Below are 16,881 nucleotides of genomic sequence, written 5' to 3'. Positions count from 1 at the left end.
GCTGGTGACGCTCGCCCTCAGCGGTCGAAGTCCAGCTCCACCTTGTCCGTCGTCGGGTGGGACTGGCAGGCCAGGACGTACCCGGCCTCGGTCTCCTCGGGCTCCAGCGCGAAGTTCCGGTCCATCCGGACGTCGCCGGAGACCTTGAAGGCCCGGCAGGTGCCGCACACGCCGCCCTTGCAGGCGAACGGCGCGTCCGCGCGGTTGCGCAGCACCGTGTCGAGGAGCGTCTCCCCCGCCTGCACCGGCCAGGTGCCGGAGCGGCCGTCGAGAGTCACGGTGACCGTGCTGTGCTCGGGCACCGGGACGGTCGCGGTCGTCGTGGGGGCGTCGTCGACGTGGAATATCTCCTCGTGGATACGGCGTCGGTCCACGCCGAGGGACCGCAGGGTCCGCTCCGCGCCCTGCACCAGGCCGTAGGGGCCGCAGAGGAACCAGCCGTCGACCTCCGGCACCGTGAGCAGCGCGGGCAGCAGGGACGCGAGCCGCTCCTCGTCGAGCCGCCCGGAGGTGAGCCCGGCCTGCTGCTCCTCGCGGGAGAGCACCATCACCAGCTGGAACCGGTCCGGCCAGCGGTCCTTGAGGTCGGCGACCTCCTCCAGGAACATCGTGGACGCCGCGGTGCGGTCGCTGCGGATCAGGCAGAACGTGGCGTGCGGCTCGCGCTCCAGGAGCGTGGTGACGATGGAGAGCACCGGGGTGATGCCGCTGCCGCCGACCACTGCCGCGTACCGGCCGGGGGCGGGGTCCAGGGTGAAGCGGCCCGCCGGGGTCATCACCTCCAGCTCGTCGCCCACGGCTATTTCCTTGTGCGCGTACGTCGAGAAGGCGCCGCCGTCCACCACGCGGACGCCGACCCGCAACGTGCTCGGCTCCCCGGTGGCTCGGGGAGCGGGAGCCGCGGAGCAGATCGAGTAGGTGCGCCGGATCTCCACGCCGTCGACGACGCGGCGGAGGGCCAGGTGCTGTCCCGGGGTGTAGCGGTAGTCCTCGCGCAGGTCCGGGGGGACGGCGAAGGTCAGGGCCACGGAGTCGTCGGTGAGCTGCTCGACGGCCGCTACGCGCAGCTGGTGGAAGCGCGCCATCACAACTCCTTGAAGTGGTCGAAGGGTTCGCGGCAGCTGACGCAGCGGCGCAGGGCCTTGCAGGCCGTGGACGAGAAGCGGCTGAGCAGCTCGGTGTCGGTGGAGCCGCAGTGGGGGCAGCGGACGGCGAGGGTGAGCGGTACGGGGCCGTCGGCGGCGTGCGGGCGGGGCGGGGCGATGCCGAACTCGGCGAGCTTGCGGCGGCCTTCGGCGCTGATGTCGTCCGTGGACCAGGCCGGGGAGAGGACCGTGCGCACCTGGACCTCGGCCACGCCGTGCTCGTGGAGGATCTGTTCTATGTCGGCGGACATGGCCTCGATCGCGGGGCAGCCGGTGTACGTCGGCGTCAGCTCGACCTCGACCCGGCCGGGGCCGCTGACGTGGACGGTGCGGACCACGCCGAGCTCGGCGAGGGTCAGGACGGGCAGCTCGGGGTCGGGCACCGAGCCCGCCAGGGCGAGCAGCTGCTCCTCGAGGGCGGTGGGCGCGGTCGTCACCATGACGCCCCCGGGTGGCTGCGGTGCAGGTGCTGCATTTCGGCGAGCATCCGGCCGAACGACTCGGTGTGCAGGCCCTCGCGTCCTGCGCCCGCCGTCCAGGCCCCGCTCTGCGGGCCTTCCGGGACGGTGAGCGTGGCTTTCTCGATGACCGCGGTGACGGTGGCGGTCCACTGCTCGCGCGACGCCTGCCAGTCGATGTCCAGGCCGGGCACCGGCTGGAACAGCTCTCCTGTGTACCGCCACAGGGCGTCCAGGCCGTGCTGCATCCGCTGGTGGCTCTCCGCCGTGCCGTCGCCGAGCCGGAGCGTCCACTGCTCGGCGTGGTCCTGGTGGTAGGCGACTTCCTTGGCGGCCTTCGCGGCCAGAGGGGCCAGCTCGCTGTCCGTGGTGGCGAGTTGGGTGTACAGCAGGTTCTGGTGGACGGAGAAGTAGAGCTGGCGGGCGATGGTGTGGGCGAAGTCGCCGTTCGGCTGCTCGACCAGCTGGACGTTGCGGAAGGCGCGCTCCTCGCGGAGGAACGCCAGCTCGTCCTCGTCGCCCGCGAGGGACAGCAGGATGCGGGCCTGGCCGAGGAGGTCCAGGGCGATGTTCGCCAGGGCGACTTCTTCTTCGAGGACGGGGGCGTGGCCCGCCCACTCTCCCAGGCGGTGCGAGAGCACCAGCGCGTCGTCGCCGAGGGCGAGGGCGGCGATGTCGGCGGTGCGGGGGGTCGCGGTCACAGGTGCTTCACTCCTTCCGGGATGTCGTAGAAGGTCGGGTGGCGGTACGGCTTGTCCGCTGCCGGTTCGAAGAAGGAGTCCTTCTCGTCCGGGGACGACGCCGTGATCGCGGCGGACGGCACGACCCAGAGGGAGACGCCTTCGCTTCTGCGGGTGTACAGATCACGGGCGTTGCGCAGGGCCATCTCGGCGTCCGGGGCGTGCAGGCTGCCCGCGTGCGTGTGCGCGAGGCCGCGGCGCGAGCGCACGAACACTTCCCACAGGGGCCATTCGGTCGAGCTGCTCATGCGGTCGCCTCCGCGGGGGTGCCGGGCGCCGCGGGGCGGCGGTCCTTGTCGTGGTCGCTGTGCTTGGCGGCATAAGCTGCCGCCGCGTCGCGCACCCAGGCGCCTTCCTCGTGGGCCTGCTTGCGCTGGGTGAGGCGCTGCTCATTGCACGGGCCGTTGCCCTTGAGGACCGACCAGAACTCGGTCCAGTCGATGGGGCCGAAGTCGTGCTGTCCCCGCTCCTCGTTCCACCGGAGGTCGGGGTCGGGCAGGGTGAGGCCGAGGGACTCGGCCTGGGGGACGCAGATGTCCACGAAGCGCTGGCGCAGCTCGTCGTTCGAGTGGCGCTTGATCTTCCAGGTCATGGACTGCTCGGAGTGCGACGACTCGGCGTCCGGGGGGCCGAACATCATCAGGGAGGGCCACCACCAGCGGTCCACGGCGTCCTGGGCCATGGCGTGCTGCTCGGGGGTGCCGCGGCTCAGGGCGAGCAGCAGTTCGTACCCCTGGCGCTGGTGGAAGGACTCCTCCTTGCAGACGCGGACCATCGCGCGTGCGTACGGGCCGTACGAGCAGCGGCAGAGGGGGACTTGGTTGGTGATCGCGGCGCCGTCGACGAGCCAGCCGATGGCGCCCACGTCCGCCCACGTCAACGTCGGGTAGTTGAAGATCGATGAGTACTTCTGGCGGCCCGAGTGCAGCTTGTCGAGCAGTTCGTCGCGGCTGACGCCGAGCGTCTCCGCCGCGCTGTACAGATACAGGCCGTGGCCCGCCTCGTCCTGGACCTTGGCCATCAGGATCGCCTTGCGGCGCAGCGACGGGGCGCGCGTGATCCAGTTCGCCTCCGGCTGCATGCCGATGATCTCGGAGTGGGCGTGCTGCGCGATCTGGCGCACGAGCGTCGCTCGATAGGCGTCGGGCATCCAGTCGCGCGGCTCGATGCGCTCGTCGGCCGCCACGGCCGCGTCGAAGACAGCCTTCAGCTCGCTGATGTCCGGGACCACGGCGGTGCCCGCGGCGCCGGCCGCCGCGCCGGGCGCAGCCCTGTCCTTCGCCACGCCGGGCGCCTTGTGCGCTGTCGCCATCTCGGTCCCCCTCGACCTCGGGCAGTCTCTGCGTCTTCCGACGGTCTCCCGACCGATCGTTCGGTCCGCCGGAATTCAATGGTGCGGCGCCTCGCCATAAGGTGTCAACCCTGTGGATAACCTCCGGGGCGCTGTGCCTGGCGGGCAGGCCTGAGTACCGTTCCGGCGGCAGGGTTCGGTGCGGGAACGGGAAACGGGACGGAATGGACGCCTACGACAAGGGCCCGCGGGACGGGCCTGTCGGGCCTGACGGGTCCTCTGCGCCGGACGGGGCCGACAGCCCTTCTGTGCCGAATGAGGCCGTCGTGCCTTCAGTGTCGCGTGGGACTGAGCAGACCTCTGTGGCACAAGAGGTGCACGAGGGCCATGGGGCGTCTGAGACAGATGAGCTACCCACGAAGGGTGAGGCGCACGAGCCCGGCGGTGGCCCTCTGCCCGACCTGCCCACCGGCATCGCCGGTCTCCCCCGCGGCTACCAGCTCGCCGCCGCCCTCGCGCTCGCGTTGGTCGCCGTCACCGTCTGCGTGCACCTCGGGATGATGTTCCTGCACGTCGCCCCGGCGAACACCGTGAGCAAGGAGCACGGCAAGAAGATCTACGACTGGGTGTACCCGGAGTTCGAGCAGAACTGGAAGCTGTTCGCGCCCAATCCGCTGCAGCAGAACGTCGCGGTGCAGGCTCGCGCGCAGCTGCGCACCGCGGACGGCGGGCGTCGGGTCACCGACTGGTACGACCTGTCGGCGCAGGACGGCGCGGCCATCGACCACAACCTCCTGCCGAGCCACACCCAGCAGAACCAACTGCGCCGGGCCTGGGACTTCTTCCTCTCCACGCACGACACGCAGAATCGTCCCACCGGTCTGCGCGGTGAGATCTCCGAGCGCTACGTCCGCCGCATCGTGCTGCTGCGCATCGACCGGCACGAGTCGCTCGCGCGCGGTGAGTCGATCGACCAGGTACAGGTCCGGTCGCGGACGACGGTCGTGCGGCCGCCGAAGTGGAGTGACGAGAAGGTCAACGCCAAACCGGTGCTCCGGGTGCTGCCGTGGTGGTCGGTGACCCCGGACGACCTGCCGCTCGCCGACGACACGCGTGCGCGGCGGGACGTCGCCGCCGAGGGGAGCGGTACCCGGTGAGCAGCCCGAAGAAGCGCCCAGTGACGCGTCTCGACGCGCTCGCGCGCGGGCTCCAGCGCGTCACCGCGCAGGCCCTCGGCCCGTACCAGACCGCGGTGGTCCGCATCGGCTTCGCGGCGACATGGCTGCTGTTCCTGCTGCGCGAACTGCCGCACCGCAACGAGCTGTACGGGCCCGACAGCCCATGGGGCTGGGACATGGCGCGGCAGCTGATCTCCGAGAACGACGCGTTCACGGTGCTCATGTGGTCCGACGCGCAGCTCTGGTTCGAGTTCGTCTACAGCTTCGCCGTGCTCACGAGCGCGCTGTTCCTCGTGGGGTGGCGTACGCGGACCATGTCCGTGCTGTTCATGATCGGCGTCCTGTCGCTGCAGAACCGCAGCATCTTCATGGGAGACGGCGGCGACAACGTCATCCACCTGATGGCGATCTACCTGGTGTTCACGCGCTGCGGCCAGGTGTGGTCCCTGGACGCGCAACGGCAGACACGCGCGCGTGCGGACGACATGACGTATGCGGACGGCGTGAACCGTGCGGACGGCGTGAACCGTGCGGACGACGCGGACCGTACTGACGGTGTGCGGCGCGTGGACCGGGTGGGTCCCGTGCTGTGGGCGGTGCTCGGGATCGCGCTGGCCCTCGTGACGGGCATGGACGAGCTCGGCTGGTTCTGGCTGGTGCTCTTCTGGGGGCTGTGGGCGTCCCAGGGTCTGTGGTGGGCCGCCGGACGGCACGCCCCGGGCGGTGCGCAGCGGCTGCTGCTCGACGTCGTGGCCAACCTCGCGCACAACGCGGCCCTGCTCGTGATCATGGTCGAGGCGTGTCTGATCTACGCGACGGCGGGCTGGTACAAGATCCAGGGGAGCCGCTGGCAGGACGGGACGGCCGTCTACTACCCGCTGAACCTGGACTACTTCTCGCCCTGGCCCGCGCTGTCCGACCTGCTGTCCTCGCACGGCGTGATGATCATGATCATCACCTACGGGACGGTGCTTGTGCAGGTCGCCTTTCCGTTCACGCTGCTCAACCGGCGCGTGAAGAACGTGCTGTTGACATTGATGATCTGCGAGCACGCCGTCATCGCGGTGGTCCTCGGCCTTCCGTTCTTCTCGCTCGCGATGATCGCGGCCGACGCGGTGTTCCTGCCGACGTCGTTCCTGCGGCGGCTCGGGACGTGGACGGCACGCGCGCGTGGAGCGCTGTCCGCCCGTCTGCCGCTGTCCCGCCTGCCCTGGGGCTCCCGCCCGGCCTCGGGCCGTACGGAGCCGGAGACGGCCGCGCAGGGCGGTCAGAGCGCGCAGGAGAGCGCCGAGCACGCGCGCGTAGGCTTCGGTGCATGAGCGGTACGGATGAGGGCGGCGGACCGGGCACGGCGGACGCGGTGCGCGTGTGGCGGGGGCTCGCCGAGACGTCGGTGCTGCTGGACGGCTTCCATGCGCTGAAGCACGCGCTGCGCTTCGGCGCGGGCGTCCCGGTGGCGCTGACCAGCGACAAGGCGGCCGCGCTCGCCCTCGCGGCGGATCTCGCGCCGGATGTCGAGGACGCGCTCGACGCGCTGCTCGCCGAGACAGACGACGCGACGCTGCGCGCCTTGGTGCCCCGGCTGCACCCCACGGCCGTGGCCGCCCTGGCGGTCCGTCCGTCCCGCGCCGCCAACCTGGAGGCGCTGGCGCGCAGGCCGCGGACCGCGCCCGTGGTCGTGCTCGACGATCCGCGCAACCTCGGCAACGCCGGGGCGGTGATCCGGCTCGCGGCGGGCTTCGGCGCGACGGGTGTGGTGACGACCGGCACGCTCGACCCCTGGCACCCCACGGTGGTCCGTGGCGGTGCGGGGCTGCACTTCGCCACGGCCGTGGAACGCCTGGACGTCGCCGAGCTGCCCGTGGGCCCGGTCTTCGCGCTCGACGCCGAGGGCGAGGACATCCGGGGCCTGAAGCTCCCCGACGACGCCGTCCTCGCCTTCGGGTCGGAGCGCAGCGGTCTCTCCCCGGAGCTGCGTGCCCGGGCCGAGCACCTGGTGTCCCTGCCGATGCGACCGCAGGTGTCCAGCTACAACCTGGCGACGAGCGTCGGCATGACGCTGTTCCACTGGTCGTCGCTCCACGGGCCGGCGGCCGGGCCGCCGGGAGCGGAGGACTGAGCCTCCGCTCCCGGGACCGGGTCACGGCCCGCTGCTGGGGCCAGGGAGCGTCTGGTGCCGAGGGGGCGGCTGGTACCGCCCGCCCGCTCACGCCTCCTTGCGGATCTCCACCACCCGGAAGCGGTTGGCCACGAAGGCGCTGTCGCACAGCGCGGCGTTCGCCGCGGGGTTGCCGCCGGAGCCGTGGAAGTCCGAGAACGCCGCGGTCTGGTTCACATAGACCCCGCCGGTCAGGTTCAGCGACAGCTGGGCGCTCTCGTCCAGGCAGGCCTCCTCGATGGTCGAGGACACCTCATCGGACGTGGTGTACGCGCCGACCGTCATGGCGCCCTTGTCGCGCACCGTGCGCCGCAGCAGGTCCACCGCGTCCGCCGCGGAGTCCACGGCGACGGCGAACGACACCGGGCCAAAGCACTCGCTCAGATAAGCCGCCTCGGCGTCGGGCTTCGCGCCGTCCAGCTTCACGATCACCGGGGTGCGCACCACGGCGTCCGGGAACTCCGGGTTGGCGATCTCCCGCGAGGGCAGGGCGACCTCGCCGATGCCGGGCGCGGCTTCCAGGCGGGCCTTCACGTCCGGGTTGACCAGGGCGCCCAGGATGCCGTTCGCCCGGGCGTCGTCGCCCAGGAGGCCGCTCACCGAGGCCGCGAGGTCCGTGACCACCTCGTCGTACGACTTGGGGCCCGCGTCCGTGGAGATGCCCTCGCGCGGGATGAGGAGGTTCTGCGGGGTCGTGCACATCTGGCCGCTGTACAGCGAAAGGGAGAAGGCGAGGTTCGCCAGCATGCCCTTGTAGTTGTCGGTCGACTCGATGACGACCGTGTTCACACCGGCCTTCTCCGTGTAGACCTGCGCCTGGCGGGCGTGTGTCTCCAGCCAGTCGCCGAAGGACGTGGAGCCCGTGTAGTCAATGATCTTGATTTCGGGGCGGACGGCGAGGGTCTTGGCGATGCCCTCGTCGGGGCGCTCGGCGGCGAGCGCGACCAGGTTCGGATCGAAGCCCGCCTCGGCGAGGACCTCGCGGGCGACCCGCACGGTCAGGGCGAGCGGGAGCACCGCGCGCGGGTGGGGCTTGACCAGGACCGCGTTGCCCGTGGCGAGGGAGGCGAAGAGTCCGGGGTAGCCGTTCCACGTCGGGAAGGTGTTGCAGCCGATCAGGAGGGCGATGCCGCGGCCGACCGGGGTGAAGCGCTTGGTGAGGACCAGGGGGTCGCGCTTGCCCTGAGGCTTGTTCCACTCGGCGGTGCCGGGGGTGCGGGCCTGCTCGGCGTACGCGTACGCCACGGCCTCCAGGCCTCGGTCCTGGGCGTGCGGGCCGCCCGCCTGGAACGCCATCATGAAGGCCTGGCCGCTGGTGTGCATGACCGCGTGCGCGAACTCGTGCGTGCGGGCGCTGATGCGGGACAGGATCTCCAGACAGACCGCCGCGCGGGCCTCGGCGCCCGCGTCGCGCCAGCCGCGCAGGCCCGCGCGCATCGCGGGGAGCAGGGTGTCCACGTCCGGGTGCGGATACGTGATGCCCAACTCGGGGCCGAAGGGGGAGACTTCCGAGCCCGTCCAGTCGTCGGTGCCGGGCTGGTCGAGGTCGAAGCGGCCGTTCAGGAGGGACTCGAAGGCGGCCTTGCCTTCCGGCAGGCTCAAGCTGCCGTTCTCCCCATAGGCCTTGGGGTGCTCGGGGTGCGGCGACCAGTACGCGCGCGTGCTGATGGCCTCCAGGGCCTGGTCGAGCGTGGGCCGGTGCTTGGCGATCAGCTGGTGCGCGGTGAGTTCGGCGGCCATGACGGACCAACTCCTCGTCGAGTCAGCTCTCCTTCGAGCTGGCGAGCTGGGCAGGGGCGGTGGGCAGGAACAGCTGGACAGAGCTAGAGTAACCGAACGATCGGTCGGGACAAGAGGGTCTGCCAAAGCTGTGGAAAACCTCCCCCGCCCACCCCGAACCCCTGGCCAAGACCCTTGTGCGGGAGGATCGCGAGCATGACAGCACTCGATCTCAGCAGCCCGGTCGCCGTCGTCGGCACCGGCACCATGGGCCAGGGCATAGCCCAGGTCGCGCTGGTGGCGGGACATCCGGTGCGGCTGTACGACGCCGCGCCCGGCTTCGCGAAGAAGGCGGCCGAGGCGATCGGCGCCCGTCTGGACCGGCTCGTGGAGAAGGGACGCCTCGACGCGGACGCCCGTGCCGCCGCAGCCGGGCGCCTCCAGGCGGTCGACGGCCTGGCCGAGCTCGCCGGATGCGGGCTCGTGGTCGAGGCCGTCCTGGAACAACTGGACGTCAAACAGCAGCTGTTCCAGGACCTTGAGGACGTCGTCTCCGAGGACTGTCTGCTCGCCACGAACACCTCGTCCCTGTCCGTGACCGCCATCGCGGGCGCGCTGAACAGGCCAGGACGCTTCGTGGGCCTGCACTTCTTCAACCCGGCGCCGCTGCTGCCCCTCGTCGAGGTCGTCAGCGGCTTCGCGACCGACGAGACGGCCGCCACGCGCGCGTACGCCACGGCGAAGGCCTGGGGCAAGACCCCTGTGCGCTGCGCCGACACCCCCGGGTTCATCGTCAACCGCGTCGCGCGCCCCTACTACGCCGAGGCGCTGCGCGCGTACGAGGAGCGGGCGGCGGACCCGGCGACGATCGACGCCGTGCTGCGCGAGTGCGGCGGCTTCAAGATGGGCCCCTTCGAGCTCACCGACCTCATCGGCCAAGACGTGAACGAGGCCGTCACGCGCTCGGTGTGGGAGTCCTTCTTCCAGGACCCCAAGTTCACGCCGTCCCTCGCCCAGCGCCGGCTCGTCGAGTCGCGCCGCCTGGGACGCAAGGCGGGGCAGGGCTGGTACGCGTACGGCGACGACGTCCCGCGCGCGGAGCCGCACACCGCGGAGCCCGCCGACGCGCCGGCGTCCGTCACGCTGCACGGCGAGCTGTTCCAGGCCGCCGCGCTGGTCGGGCTCATCGAGGCCGCGGGCATCCGCGTGGACCGCGAGGAGGCCGGGGGCGCGCCGTACCCGGGATGGATCGAGCTGCCCGGTGGGGCGCGGCTCGCCCTCGTCTCCGGCACGTCCGTGCACGCCATGGCGGAGCCCACGATCGAGTTCGATCTGGCCCTCGACTACGCGAGCGCCACCAGGGTGGCCCTCGCGCGTGACGTGCGCGTGAGCGACCAGGACCTCAGTGACGCCGTGGGCCTCTTCCAGGCGCTCGGCAAGAAGGTCAGCGTCATCCGCGCCACCCCGGGCATGATCGTGGCCCGTACCGTCGCGATGCTCGTCGACTTCGCGCACGACGCCGTCGCGCGCGAGGTGGCCGGCGCGGACGACGTCGACACCGCCATGCGCCTGGGCGTCAACTACCCGCGCGGACCGCTCTCCTGGGGTGCCGCGCTCGGCCTCTACTGGGTGGCCCAGTTCCTCGACGACGTACACAGCGAGTACCCCTCGGGGCGCTACGCCCCCTCTCCGGGGCTGCGCCTCGCGGCCGCTCAGGAGGAGAACGGATGACCACGGCGAGGCGCGACACCTACACCCCGCAGACCCTGCTCGAGGTCGCCGTGCGGGTCTTCAACGAGCGCGGTTACGACGGCACGTCCATGGAGCACCTCTCCAAGGCGGCCGGCATCTCCAAGTCGTCGATCTACCACCACGTCGCGGGCAAGGAGGAGCTGCTGCGGCGCGCGGTGAACCGGGCGCTCGACGGCCTCTTCGCGGTCCTCACCGAGGAGCACGCGCGCGTGGGCAGGGCGGTGGACCGCCTGGAGTACGTCACGCGCCGCACCGTCGAGGTGCTGGTGGACGAGCTGCCCTATGTGACGCTGCTGCTGCGCGTGCGCGGCAACACCGACACCGAGCGATGGGCGATGGAGCGGCGCAGGGACTTCGACCACCAGGTCGCGGCGCTCCTCAAGGAAGCGGCGGCGGAGGGCGACCTGCGCTCGGACGTCGAGCTGCGCCTCGCCACCAGGCTGCTCTTCGGAATGATCAATTCCATCGTGGAGTGGTACCGGCCGGACAGCCGTGGTGCCGCCGACGGGGCGGAAATCGCCGACGCGGTGGTGCAGTTGGCGTTCGCTGGACTGCGTACGGATGGCTGAGAAACGGCGGTACGCCGACGGCTGAATCCGTCGGCGTACGCCCGGCGCGCACGGTCCGCGCCCCCTCAGCCCTCCGTCTCCAGGTCGTCCTCCTCGAAGACCAGCAGCGTGCGCGTGCTCAGCACTTCGGGGATGGACTGGAGGCGGGTCAGCACCAGCTCGCGCAGCGCGCGGGTGTCGGGCGTGTGCACCAGGAGCAGTACGTCGAAGTCGCCGCTGACCAGGGCGATGTGGGACGCCCCCGGCAGGGTGCGCAGTTGGTCGCGGACCGTGCGCCAGGTGTTCTGGACGATCTTCAGGGTGATGTATGCGGAAGCGCCCTGGCCTGCCCGCTCGTGGTTGATCCGGGCGCCGAAGCCGCGGATGACACCGTCCTCGATGAGCCGGTTGATGCGCGCGTAGGCGTTCGCCCGCGAGACGTGGACGCGCTCCGCCACGGAACGTATCGAGGCGCGACCGTCCGTGTGCAGGATCTGCAGGATGTCGCGGTCGATGGCGTCCAGCGGACGGGGCGGTGGTTCCGGTCGCCCCCCGTCCTGCCTGTCGGCCATTCGTTCAGCTGCCATGTCCCCCCGCCTCCTTACCATGGACGTAATGCGTCCATCCCAGGCTGTGCAGAACCGTTTGTCCACAGCCTGGAGGTGCCTGTAGCCAAAATGTGCCAACGACCGAACAATCGGTAGGTGAGGCGCATCACATCGCCGCGCCTCTTTTGCAGCTCCCACGAGGAGACCGCTTCCCTCAGCATCCCCCCAGGAGGTGCCGTCATGACGGTCATGGAGCAGCGGGGCGCCTATCGACCCGCCCCGCCCCCCGCATGGCAGCTCAGGACCGACCCTGAGCCGCTGCTGCCCGACGCGGCGCCGTACCGGGTGCTCGGCACCGAGGCCGCGGCCGAGGCCGACGCGCAGCTTCTGCTGCGCCTGCACGCCGAACTGGTGCGCGGACGCCGGTACAACACGCAGGCGACGGCCCTGACCAAGCAGGGAAGGCTCGCGGTGTACCCGTCCAGCACCGGCCAGGAGGCGTGCGAGATCGGCGCCGCGCTCGCCCTGGAGGAGCGCGACTGGCTCTTCCCCAGCTATCGGGACACTCTCGCGGCCGTCGCGCGCGGTCTCGACCCGGTGCGCGCCCTTTCGCTCCTGCGCGGCGACTGGCACACCGGGTACGACCCGCGTGAGCACCGGATAGCGCCCCTGTGCACGCCTCTCGCCACCCAGCTGCCGCACGCCGTGGGCCTCGCGCACGCCGCGCGCCTCCAGGGCGACGACGTGGTCGCGCTCGCCATGGTTGGCGACGGCGGCACCAGCGAGGGCGACTTCCACGAGGCGCTGAACTTCGCCGCCGTGTGGCGGGCGCCGGTGGTCTTCCTCGTGCAGAACAACGGCTTTGCGATCTCCGTGCCGCTCGCCAAGCAGACGGCCGCCCCCTCCCTGGCGCACAAGGCCGTCGGCTACGGCATGCCGGGCCGCCTGGTGGACGGCAACGACGCGGTCGCCGTGCACCAGGTGCTCAGCGAGGCAGTGCGGCACGCGCGCGACGGCGGCGGCCCCACCCTCGTGGAAGCGGTGACGTACCGCATGGAGGCGCACACCAACGCGGACGACGCCACGCGCTACCGCGAGGACGACGAGGTCGCGGCCTGGCGCGACCACGACCCGCTCCTGCTCGTCGAGCGGGAGCTGACCGCGCGCGGGCTGCTCGACGAGGACCGCGCCGCCGCGGTGCGCGAGAACGCCGAGGCGATGGCGGCGGACCTGAGGGAACGGATGAACCAGGACCCCGAGCTCGACCCGATGGACCTGTTCACCCACGTGTACGCCGAGCAGACCTCCCAACTGCGCGAGCAGGCAGCGCAGCTGCGGGCCGAGCTGGAGGCCGAGAACGAGTCGGACGGAGCAGCCCGATGACCACTGTCGCCGTGAAACCGGCCACCATGGGGCAGGCACTCGGCCGCGCCCTGCGCGACGCGCTGGCCGACGACCCGACCGTGCACGTCATGGGCGAGGACGTGGGCACGCTCGGCGGCGTCTTCCGCGTCACCGACGGGCTCGCCGAGGAGTTCGGCGACGACCGCTGCACGGACACGCCGCTGGCCGAGGCGGGCATCCTGGGGACAGCGGTCGGCATGGCGATGTACGGCCTGCGGCCCGTCGTGGAGATGCAGTTCGACGCGTTCGCCTACCCCGCGTTCGAGCAGCTGATCTCGCACGTGGCGCGGATGCGCAACCGCACCAAGGGCGCGATGCCGATGCCGATCACCATCCGGGTGCCGTACGGCGGCGGGATCGGCGGCGTCGAGCACCACAGCGACTCCTCCGAGGCGTACTACATGGCGACGCCGGGGCTCCACGTCGTCACGCCCGCCACGGTCGCCGACGCCTACGGCCTGCTGCGTGCCTCCATCGCATCCGACGACCCCGTGGTCTTCCTGGAGCCCAAGCGCCTGTACTGGTCGAAGGCCGAGTGGAATCCGGACACTCCGGAGACGGTGGAGCCGCTCGGCAAGGCCGTGGTGCGGCGCACCGGACGCAGCGCCTCGCTGATCACGTACGGCCCGTCCGTGCCGGTCTGTCTGGAGGCCGCGGAGGCGGCGCGCGCGGAGGGCTGGGACCTCGAAGTGGTCGACCTGCGCTCGCTGGTGCCGTTCGACGACGAGACGGTGGCCGCGTCCGTGCGGCGCACCGGGCGCGCGGTCGTGGTGCACGAGGCGACCAGCTTCGGCGGGCCCGGCGGGGAGATCGCCGCGCGGATCACCGAGCGCTGCTTCCACCACCTGGAGGCGCCGGTGCTGCGGGTCGCCGGGTTCGACATCCCCTATCCGCCGCCCATGCTGGAGCGGCACCACCTGCCGGGCGTCGACCGCATCCTGGACGCCGTGGCGCGGTTGCAGTGGGAGGCGGAGAACTGATGGCCCAGGTCCTGGAGTTCAAGCTGCCCGACCTCGGTGAGGGGCTCACGGAGGCGGAGATCACCCGCTGGCTGGTGCAGGTCGGCGACGTGGTCGAAGTGGACCAGCTGGTCGTCGAGGTCGAGACGGCCAAGGCGATGGTCGAGGTCCCGTGCCCGTACGCGGGCGTGGTCACCGCCCGCTTCGGCGAGGAAGGCACCGAACTGCCGGTGGGGGCACCCCTGCTGACGGTCGCGGTGGGCAGCCCGGCCGTCGGCGCGCCGGCGCGGGGCGGAGCCGCGGACGACGCCCTCTCCGGGGCGGCCGACGCCGCCGCGGCGGACGAGACGTCCGGGAACGTGCTCGTCGGCTACGGCACGGGAGCGGCGCCCGCCAGGAGGCGGCGGATACGCCCCGCGCGGGACGTGGCGGCGGCTTCCCCGGCAGCCCGCACGGAGGCGCCCGTGGCCCGCACGGAGGCTTCCGCCGGGCCCGGGACGGGGCGCGGCCGGAGCCTCGGCCCGGGGCAGGGCCCCGAGTACGAGGAAGGCCCCGTGCCGGTGATCTCGCCGCTCGTCCGCAGGCTGGCGCGGGAGAACGGCGTGGACCTGCGGCAGCTGGCGGGTTCGGGCCCGGACGGGCTGATCCTGCGGGCCGACGTGGAGGACGTCATGCGGGCGTCGACGGCCACGGCCGCGCCGCTCGCGGGACCCGCCCCGGCCTCTGCCGCCGCGCGCACCACGGCGACGGGCCTCGGCGCCACCTTCGGCAGCACGAGGGAGGGCGCGCCCTCCGCGGGCTCCGGCTCCGGTACGCGCGTACCGCTGCGCGGCGTGCGCGGTGCCGTGGCCGACAAGCTGTCCCGCAGCCGCCGGGAGATACCGGACGCCACCACCTGGGTCGACGCGGACGCGACGGAGCTGATGAACGCGCGCGTGGCGATGAACGCGGCGGGCGGACCGAAGGTGTCCCTGCTCGCGCTGCTCGCCCGGATCTGCACGGCGGCCCTCGCCCGGTACCCGGAGCTCAACTCCAGGGTCGACATGGAGGCGCGCGAGGTCATCCAGCTCGACGAGGTCCACCTCGGCTTCGCCGCGCAGACCGAGCGCGGGCTCGTCGTGCCCGTCGTACGGGACGCGCACGCGCGTGACACGGAGTCGCTGAGCGCCGAGTTCGCACGGCTCTCGGAGTCGGCCCGGGCCGGGACGCTCACGCCGGGGGAACTGACGGGGTCCACGTTCACGTTGAACAACTACGGCGTGTTCGGCGTCGACGGGTCCACGCCGATCATCAACCACCCCGAGGCGGCGATGCTCGGCGTCGGCCGGATCGTGCCCAAGCCCTGGGTCCACCAGGGGGAGTTGGCGGTCCGGCAGGTCGTCCAGCTGTCGCTCACCTTCGACCACCGGGTGTGCGACGGCGGCACGGCGGGCGGCTTCCTGCGGTTCGTGGCGGACTGCGTCGAACAGCCGGCGGTGCTGCTGCGCAAGGTGTGACCGGACCACCCGGCCCGGGACCACGCCCGGCCCGCCCGGCCGGGGACCGCGCCCGGCCCACCCGGCCCGGGACCACGCCCGGTCCGCCCGGCCGGAGACCGTGTTCGCGCCGCCCGGCCGAGGGCGAAGGCCCCGGCCGGGCGGCACCTCACGCACCAGGCCCTCGCACCTGTGAGGAACACGAGACCTGAGGGGCACCCGTAAGGGGTGGCGTTGACATCTCGTGCGCCCATACTCGGAAGATGACCTCGAACACGGGCCCCGGCGCGGCGGCGTTCGACGCCGTCGTGCTCGCCGGAGGCCGCGCCGCGCGACTCGGCGGCGCGGACAAGCCCGGCGTACGCGTGGGCGGCAGAGCGCTGCTCGACCGCGTCCTGGCCGCCTGCTCCGGCGCGACGACGACCGTCGTCGTCGCGGCGCCCCGGCCCACCGCGCGGCCCGTGGTGTGGGCCCGCGAGGAGCCCGCGGGCGGCGGACCCCTGGCCGCGCTCGACGCGGGTCTGCGCCGCACCGCCGCGGACCTGGTCGTGGTGCTCTCCGCCGACCTGCCGTTCCTGCGCGGGCAGACGGTACGCGGCCTCGTCGCCGCGGTGGGCTCGGGGGACGGCGCCCTTCTCACCGACCCCGAAGGCCGTGATCAGCCGCTCGTCGCCGTCTACCGCGGCGCATCGCTGCGGCGGGAACTCGCGCGGCTCGCGGCCGGAGACCGGGCCCGCGCGGGCTCCGGGCTCGCCGGGCTGCCGCTGCGACTGCTCACCGAGCGCCTCGACCTGGCCCGGATCGCCGAGCCGCTGGCCGTGTTCGACTGCGACACCTGGGACGACATCGCCGCCGCTCGCGCGCGGATCAGGGAGCATGGGCACGTGGTTTTGGATGAATGGATTTCCGCAGTCAAGGACGAACTGGGCATCGACCTCGACGTCGACACCGGCGCCCTCCTCGACCTCGCCCGCGACGCCGCGCACGGAGTGGCCCGGCCCGCCGCGCCGCTGACCACCTTCCTGGTCGGGTACGCGGCGGGGCTCGCCGGGGCGAGCGGCGGGCCGCAGGCCGTCGCGGAGGCCGCGCGCAAGGCGGCCGCGCTCGCCGCCCGCTGGGCGGAAGAAGCGGAGGGAGCAGGGGGAGCCAGGGAGGCCGAGCAAGGGGCCGCGGGCGCCCCGCCCGCGCCGGGCACCCCGCCGTCCGGGCCCGGCACCCCCGCCGACGCGGCGCCGGACGCAGCTTCCAGCAGCCCGCAGGCCGACCCAGCCGCCCCGACCACCCCAGCTGCCCCAGCAACCCCGGCCGACGAGAATCCGGGCGCCCGATGAGCGGGGGCCGTTCCACCGACGCCGAGTTGGACGAAGCACTGGCCCTGGCGAACGAGGACCGCGCGGCCTCCGCGCACGCGACACCGTCCGCGACACCGTCCGCAACGCCGTCCGCGACGTCATCCGCTGACGCGGGCCCCAAGCCCCACGACGACGGGCCCGCCGCCCCCCGCCC

General features: G+C 72.4%; 16 protein-coding genes. 9 read left to right on the top strand and 7 right to left on the bottom strand.

The features are described from left to right. Positions 1-17: 17 nt before the first annotated feature. Genes paaE through paaA form a run of 5 tightly spaced genes read right to left on the bottom strand, consistent with a single transcriptional unit; the run spans position 18 to position 3,655 of the window. On the bottom strand, positions 18-1,085 hold the full coding sequence (paaE, locus tag IG74_RS0130360; RefSeq protein ID WP_030683922.1) for a 1,2-phenylacetyl-CoA epoxidase subunit PaaE: 1,068 nt from the start codon (positions 1,083-1,085) through the stop codon (positions 18-20). After that, positions 1,085-1,585, bottom strand: coding sequence for a 1,2-phenylacetyl-CoA epoxidase subunit PaaD (gene paaD / locus IG74_RS0130355; RefSeq protein WP_030683921.1), 501 nt, complete (start codon positions 1,583-1,585; stop codon positions 1,085-1,087). The genes paaE and paaD overlap by 1 nt, the downstream gene beginning before the upstream one ends. Then, entirely contained in the window at positions 1,579-2,304 is a 726-nt protein-coding gene (paaC, locus tag IG74_RS0130350) for a 1,2-phenylacetyl-CoA epoxidase subunit PaaC (RefSeq protein WP_030683920.1), read from the bottom strand. Before paaC ends, paaD begins: the two co-directional genes overlap by 7 nt. Then, positions 2,301-2,591: a 1,2-phenylacetyl-CoA epoxidase subunit PaaB gene (gene paaB / locus IG74_RS0130345; protein ID WP_030683918.1), complete on the bottom strand. Its 291-nt coding sequence runs from the start codon at positions 2,589-2,591 to the stop codon at positions 2,301-2,303. Before paaB ends, paaC begins: the two co-directional genes overlap by 4 nt. Further along, positions 2,588-3,655 carry a 1,2-phenylacetyl-CoA epoxidase subunit PaaA gene (gene paaA / locus IG74_RS0130340; protein WP_107059060.1) on the bottom strand — a complete coding sequence of 356 codons (1,068 nt, stop codon included), beginning with the start codon at positions 3,653-3,655 and terminating at the stop codon, positions 2,588-2,590. Before paaA ends, paaB begins: the two co-directional genes overlap by 4 nt. Positions 3,656-3,858: 203 nt before the next feature. Here paaA and IG74_RS0130335 point away from each other — a divergent pair, with 203 nt between their 5' ends. From IG74_RS0130335 to IG74_RS0130325, 3 genes are read left to right on the top strand one after another with little or no spacing between them, the layout of a single operon-like run. Continuing rightward, positions 3,859-4,791: a DUF5819 family protein gene (locus IG74_RS0130335; RefSeq protein WP_078869138.1), complete on the top strand. Its 933-nt coding sequence runs from the start codon at positions 3,859-3,861 to the stop codon at positions 4,789-4,791. Positions 4,792-4,811: 20 nt separating this feature from the next. Then, complete coding sequence (locus tag IG74_RS0130330; protein ID WP_030683912.1) at positions 4,812-6,131, top strand: HTTM domain-containing protein; 1,320 nt, start codon at positions 4,812-4,814, stop codon at positions 6,129-6,131. Continuing rightward, positions 6,128-6,931, top strand: coding sequence for a TrmH family RNA methyltransferase (locus IG74_RS0130325; protein WP_037826274.1), 804 nt, complete (start codon positions 6,128-6,130; stop codon positions 6,929-6,931). The genes IG74_RS0130330 and IG74_RS0130325 overlap by 4 nt, the downstream gene beginning before the upstream one ends. 87 nt (positions 6,932-7,018) lie before the next feature. On the opposite strand, the gene paaN is transcribed toward IG74_RS0130325, so the two are convergent. Next, complete coding sequence (gene paaN / locus IG74_RS0130320) at positions 7,019-8,710, bottom strand: phenylacetic acid degradation protein PaaN (RefSeq protein WP_030683908.1); 1,692 nt, start codon at positions 8,708-8,710, stop codon at positions 7,019-7,021. A gap of 195 nt (positions 8,711-8,905) precedes the next feature. Between paaN and IG74_RS0130315 the strand changes: the two genes are divergently transcribed. Together IG74_RS0130315 and IG74_RS0130310 are read left to right on the top strand one after the other, a co-directional pair. Next, a complete protein-coding gene (locus IG74_RS0130315; protein WP_030683906.1) occupies positions 8,906-10,420 on the top strand; it encodes a 3-hydroxyacyl-CoA dehydrogenase in 1,515 nt (504 codons plus the stop codon). Continuing rightward, positions 10,417-11,010 (top strand): TetR/AcrR family transcriptional regulator, encoded by a 594-nt coding sequence (locus tag IG74_RS0130310; RefSeq protein WP_030683904.1) that lies wholly within the window; start codon positions 10,417-10,419, stop codon positions 11,008-11,010. Before IG74_RS0130315 ends, IG74_RS0130310 begins: the two co-directional genes overlap by 4 nt. A gap of 65 nt (positions 11,011-11,075) precedes the next feature. Here IG74_RS0130310 and IG74_RS0130305 read toward each other — a convergent pair whose 3' ends face one another. Continuing rightward, positions 11,076-11,576: an Lrp/AsnC family transcriptional regulator gene (locus IG74_RS0130305; RefSeq protein WP_372503394.1), complete on the bottom strand. Its 501-nt coding sequence runs from the start codon at positions 11,574-11,576 to the stop codon at positions 11,076-11,078. Between the two features lie 201 nt (positions 11,577-11,777). On the opposite strand from IG74_RS0130305, the gene pdhA reads away from it, so the two are divergent. From pdhA to IG74_RS0130285, 4 genes are all read left to right on the top strand, one after another. After that, the gene (gene pdhA, locus IG74_RS0130300) at positions 11,778-12,920 is read left to right on the top strand and encodes a pyruvate dehydrogenase (acetyl-transferring) E1 component subunit alpha (RefSeq protein ID WP_030683901.1); all 1,143 of its coding nucleotides are present in this window, start codon (positions 11,778-11,780) and stop codon (positions 12,918-12,920) included. After that, positions 12,917-13,921 (top strand): alpha-ketoacid dehydrogenase subunit beta, encoded by a 1,005-nt coding sequence (locus IG74_RS0130295; protein WP_030683898.1) that lies wholly within the window; start codon positions 12,917-12,919, stop codon positions 13,919-13,921. Before pdhA ends, IG74_RS0130295 begins: the two co-directional genes overlap by 4 nt. Next, the gene (locus IG74_RS0130290; protein WP_030683896.1) at positions 13,921-15,396 is read left to right on the top strand and encodes a dihydrolipoamide acetyltransferase family protein; all 1,476 of its coding nucleotides are present in this window, start codon (positions 13,921-13,923) and stop codon (positions 15,394-15,396) included. The genes IG74_RS0130295 and IG74_RS0130290 overlap by 1 nt, the downstream gene beginning before the upstream one ends. 242 nt (positions 15,397-15,638) lie before the next feature. Further along, positions 15,639-16,706 carry a DUF6457 domain-containing protein gene (locus IG74_RS0130285; RefSeq protein WP_078869137.1) on the top strand — a complete coding sequence of 356 codons (1,068 nt, stop codon included), beginning with the start codon at positions 15,639-15,641 and terminating at the stop codon, positions 16,704-16,706. Positions 16,707-16,881: the final 175 nt, after the last annotated feature.

The sequence above is a fragment of the Streptomyces sp. NRRL B-1347 genome, assembly GCF_000720325.1.
GTDB lineage: Bacteria > Actinomycetota > Actinomycetes > Streptomycetales > Streptomycetaceae > Streptomyces.
This window is presented reverse-complemented; position numbering and strand designations above follow the sequence as displayed.

What these genes read in the sequence shown, in the direction of transcription:
- paaE (WP_030683922.1), bottom strand. Translation starts at nt 1,085, where the DNA reads ATGGCGCGCTTCCACCAGCTGCGCGTAGCGGCCGTCGAGCAGCTCACC.
- paaD (WP_030683921.1), bottom strand. Translation starts at nt 1,585, where the DNA reads ATGGTGACGACCGCGCCCACCGCCCTCGAGGAGCAGCTGCTCGCCCTG.
- paaB (WP_030683918.1), bottom strand. Translation starts at nt 2,591, where the DNA reads ATGAGCAGCTCGACCGAATGGCCCCTGTGGGAAGTGTTCGTGCGCTCG.
- paaA (WP_107059060.1), bottom strand. Translation starts at nt 3,655, where the DNA reads ATGGCGACAGCGCACAAGGCGCCCGGCGTGGCGAAGGACAGGGCTGCG.
- IG74_RS0130335 (WP_078869138.1), top strand. Translation starts at nt 3,859, where the DNA reads ATGGACGCCTACGACAAGGGCCCGCGGGACGGGCCTGTCGGGCCTGAC.
- IG74_RS0130325 (WP_037826274.1), top strand. Translation starts at nt 6,128, where the DNA reads ATGAGCGGTACGGATGAGGGCGGCGGACCGGGCACGGCGGACGCGGTG.
- paaN (WP_030683908.1), bottom strand. Translation starts at nt 8,710, where the DNA reads ATGGCCGCCGAACTCACCGCGCACCAGCTGATCGCCAAGCACCGGCCC.
- IG74_RS0130315 (WP_030683906.1), top strand. Translation starts at nt 8,906, where the DNA reads ATGACAGCACTCGATCTCAGCAGCCCGGTCGCCGTCGTCGGCACCGGC.
- IG74_RS0130310 (WP_030683904.1), top strand. Translation starts at nt 10,417, where the DNA reads ATGACCACGGCGAGGCGCGACACCTACACCCCGCAGACCCTGCTCGAG.
- IG74_RS0130305 (WP_372503394.1), bottom strand. Translation starts at nt 11,576, where the DNA reads ATGGCAGCTGAACGAATGGCCGACAGGCAGGACGGGGGGCGACCGGAA.
- pdhA (WP_030683901.1), top strand. Translation starts at nt 11,778, where the DNA reads ATGACGGTCATGGAGCAGCGGGGCGCCTATCGACCCGCCCCGCCCCCC.
- IG74_RS0130295 (WP_030683898.1), top strand. Translation starts at nt 12,917, where the DNA reads ATGACCACTGTCGCCGTGAAACCGGCCACCATGGGGCAGGCACTCGGC.
- IG74_RS0130290 (WP_030683896.1), top strand. Translation starts at nt 13,921, where the DNA reads ATGGCCCAGGTCCTGGAGTTCAAGCTGCCCGACCTCGGTGAGGGGCTC.
- IG74_RS0130285 (WP_078869137.1), top strand. Translation starts at nt 15,639, where the DNA reads ATGACCTCGAACACGGGCCCCGGCGCGGCGGCGTTCGACGCCGTCGTG.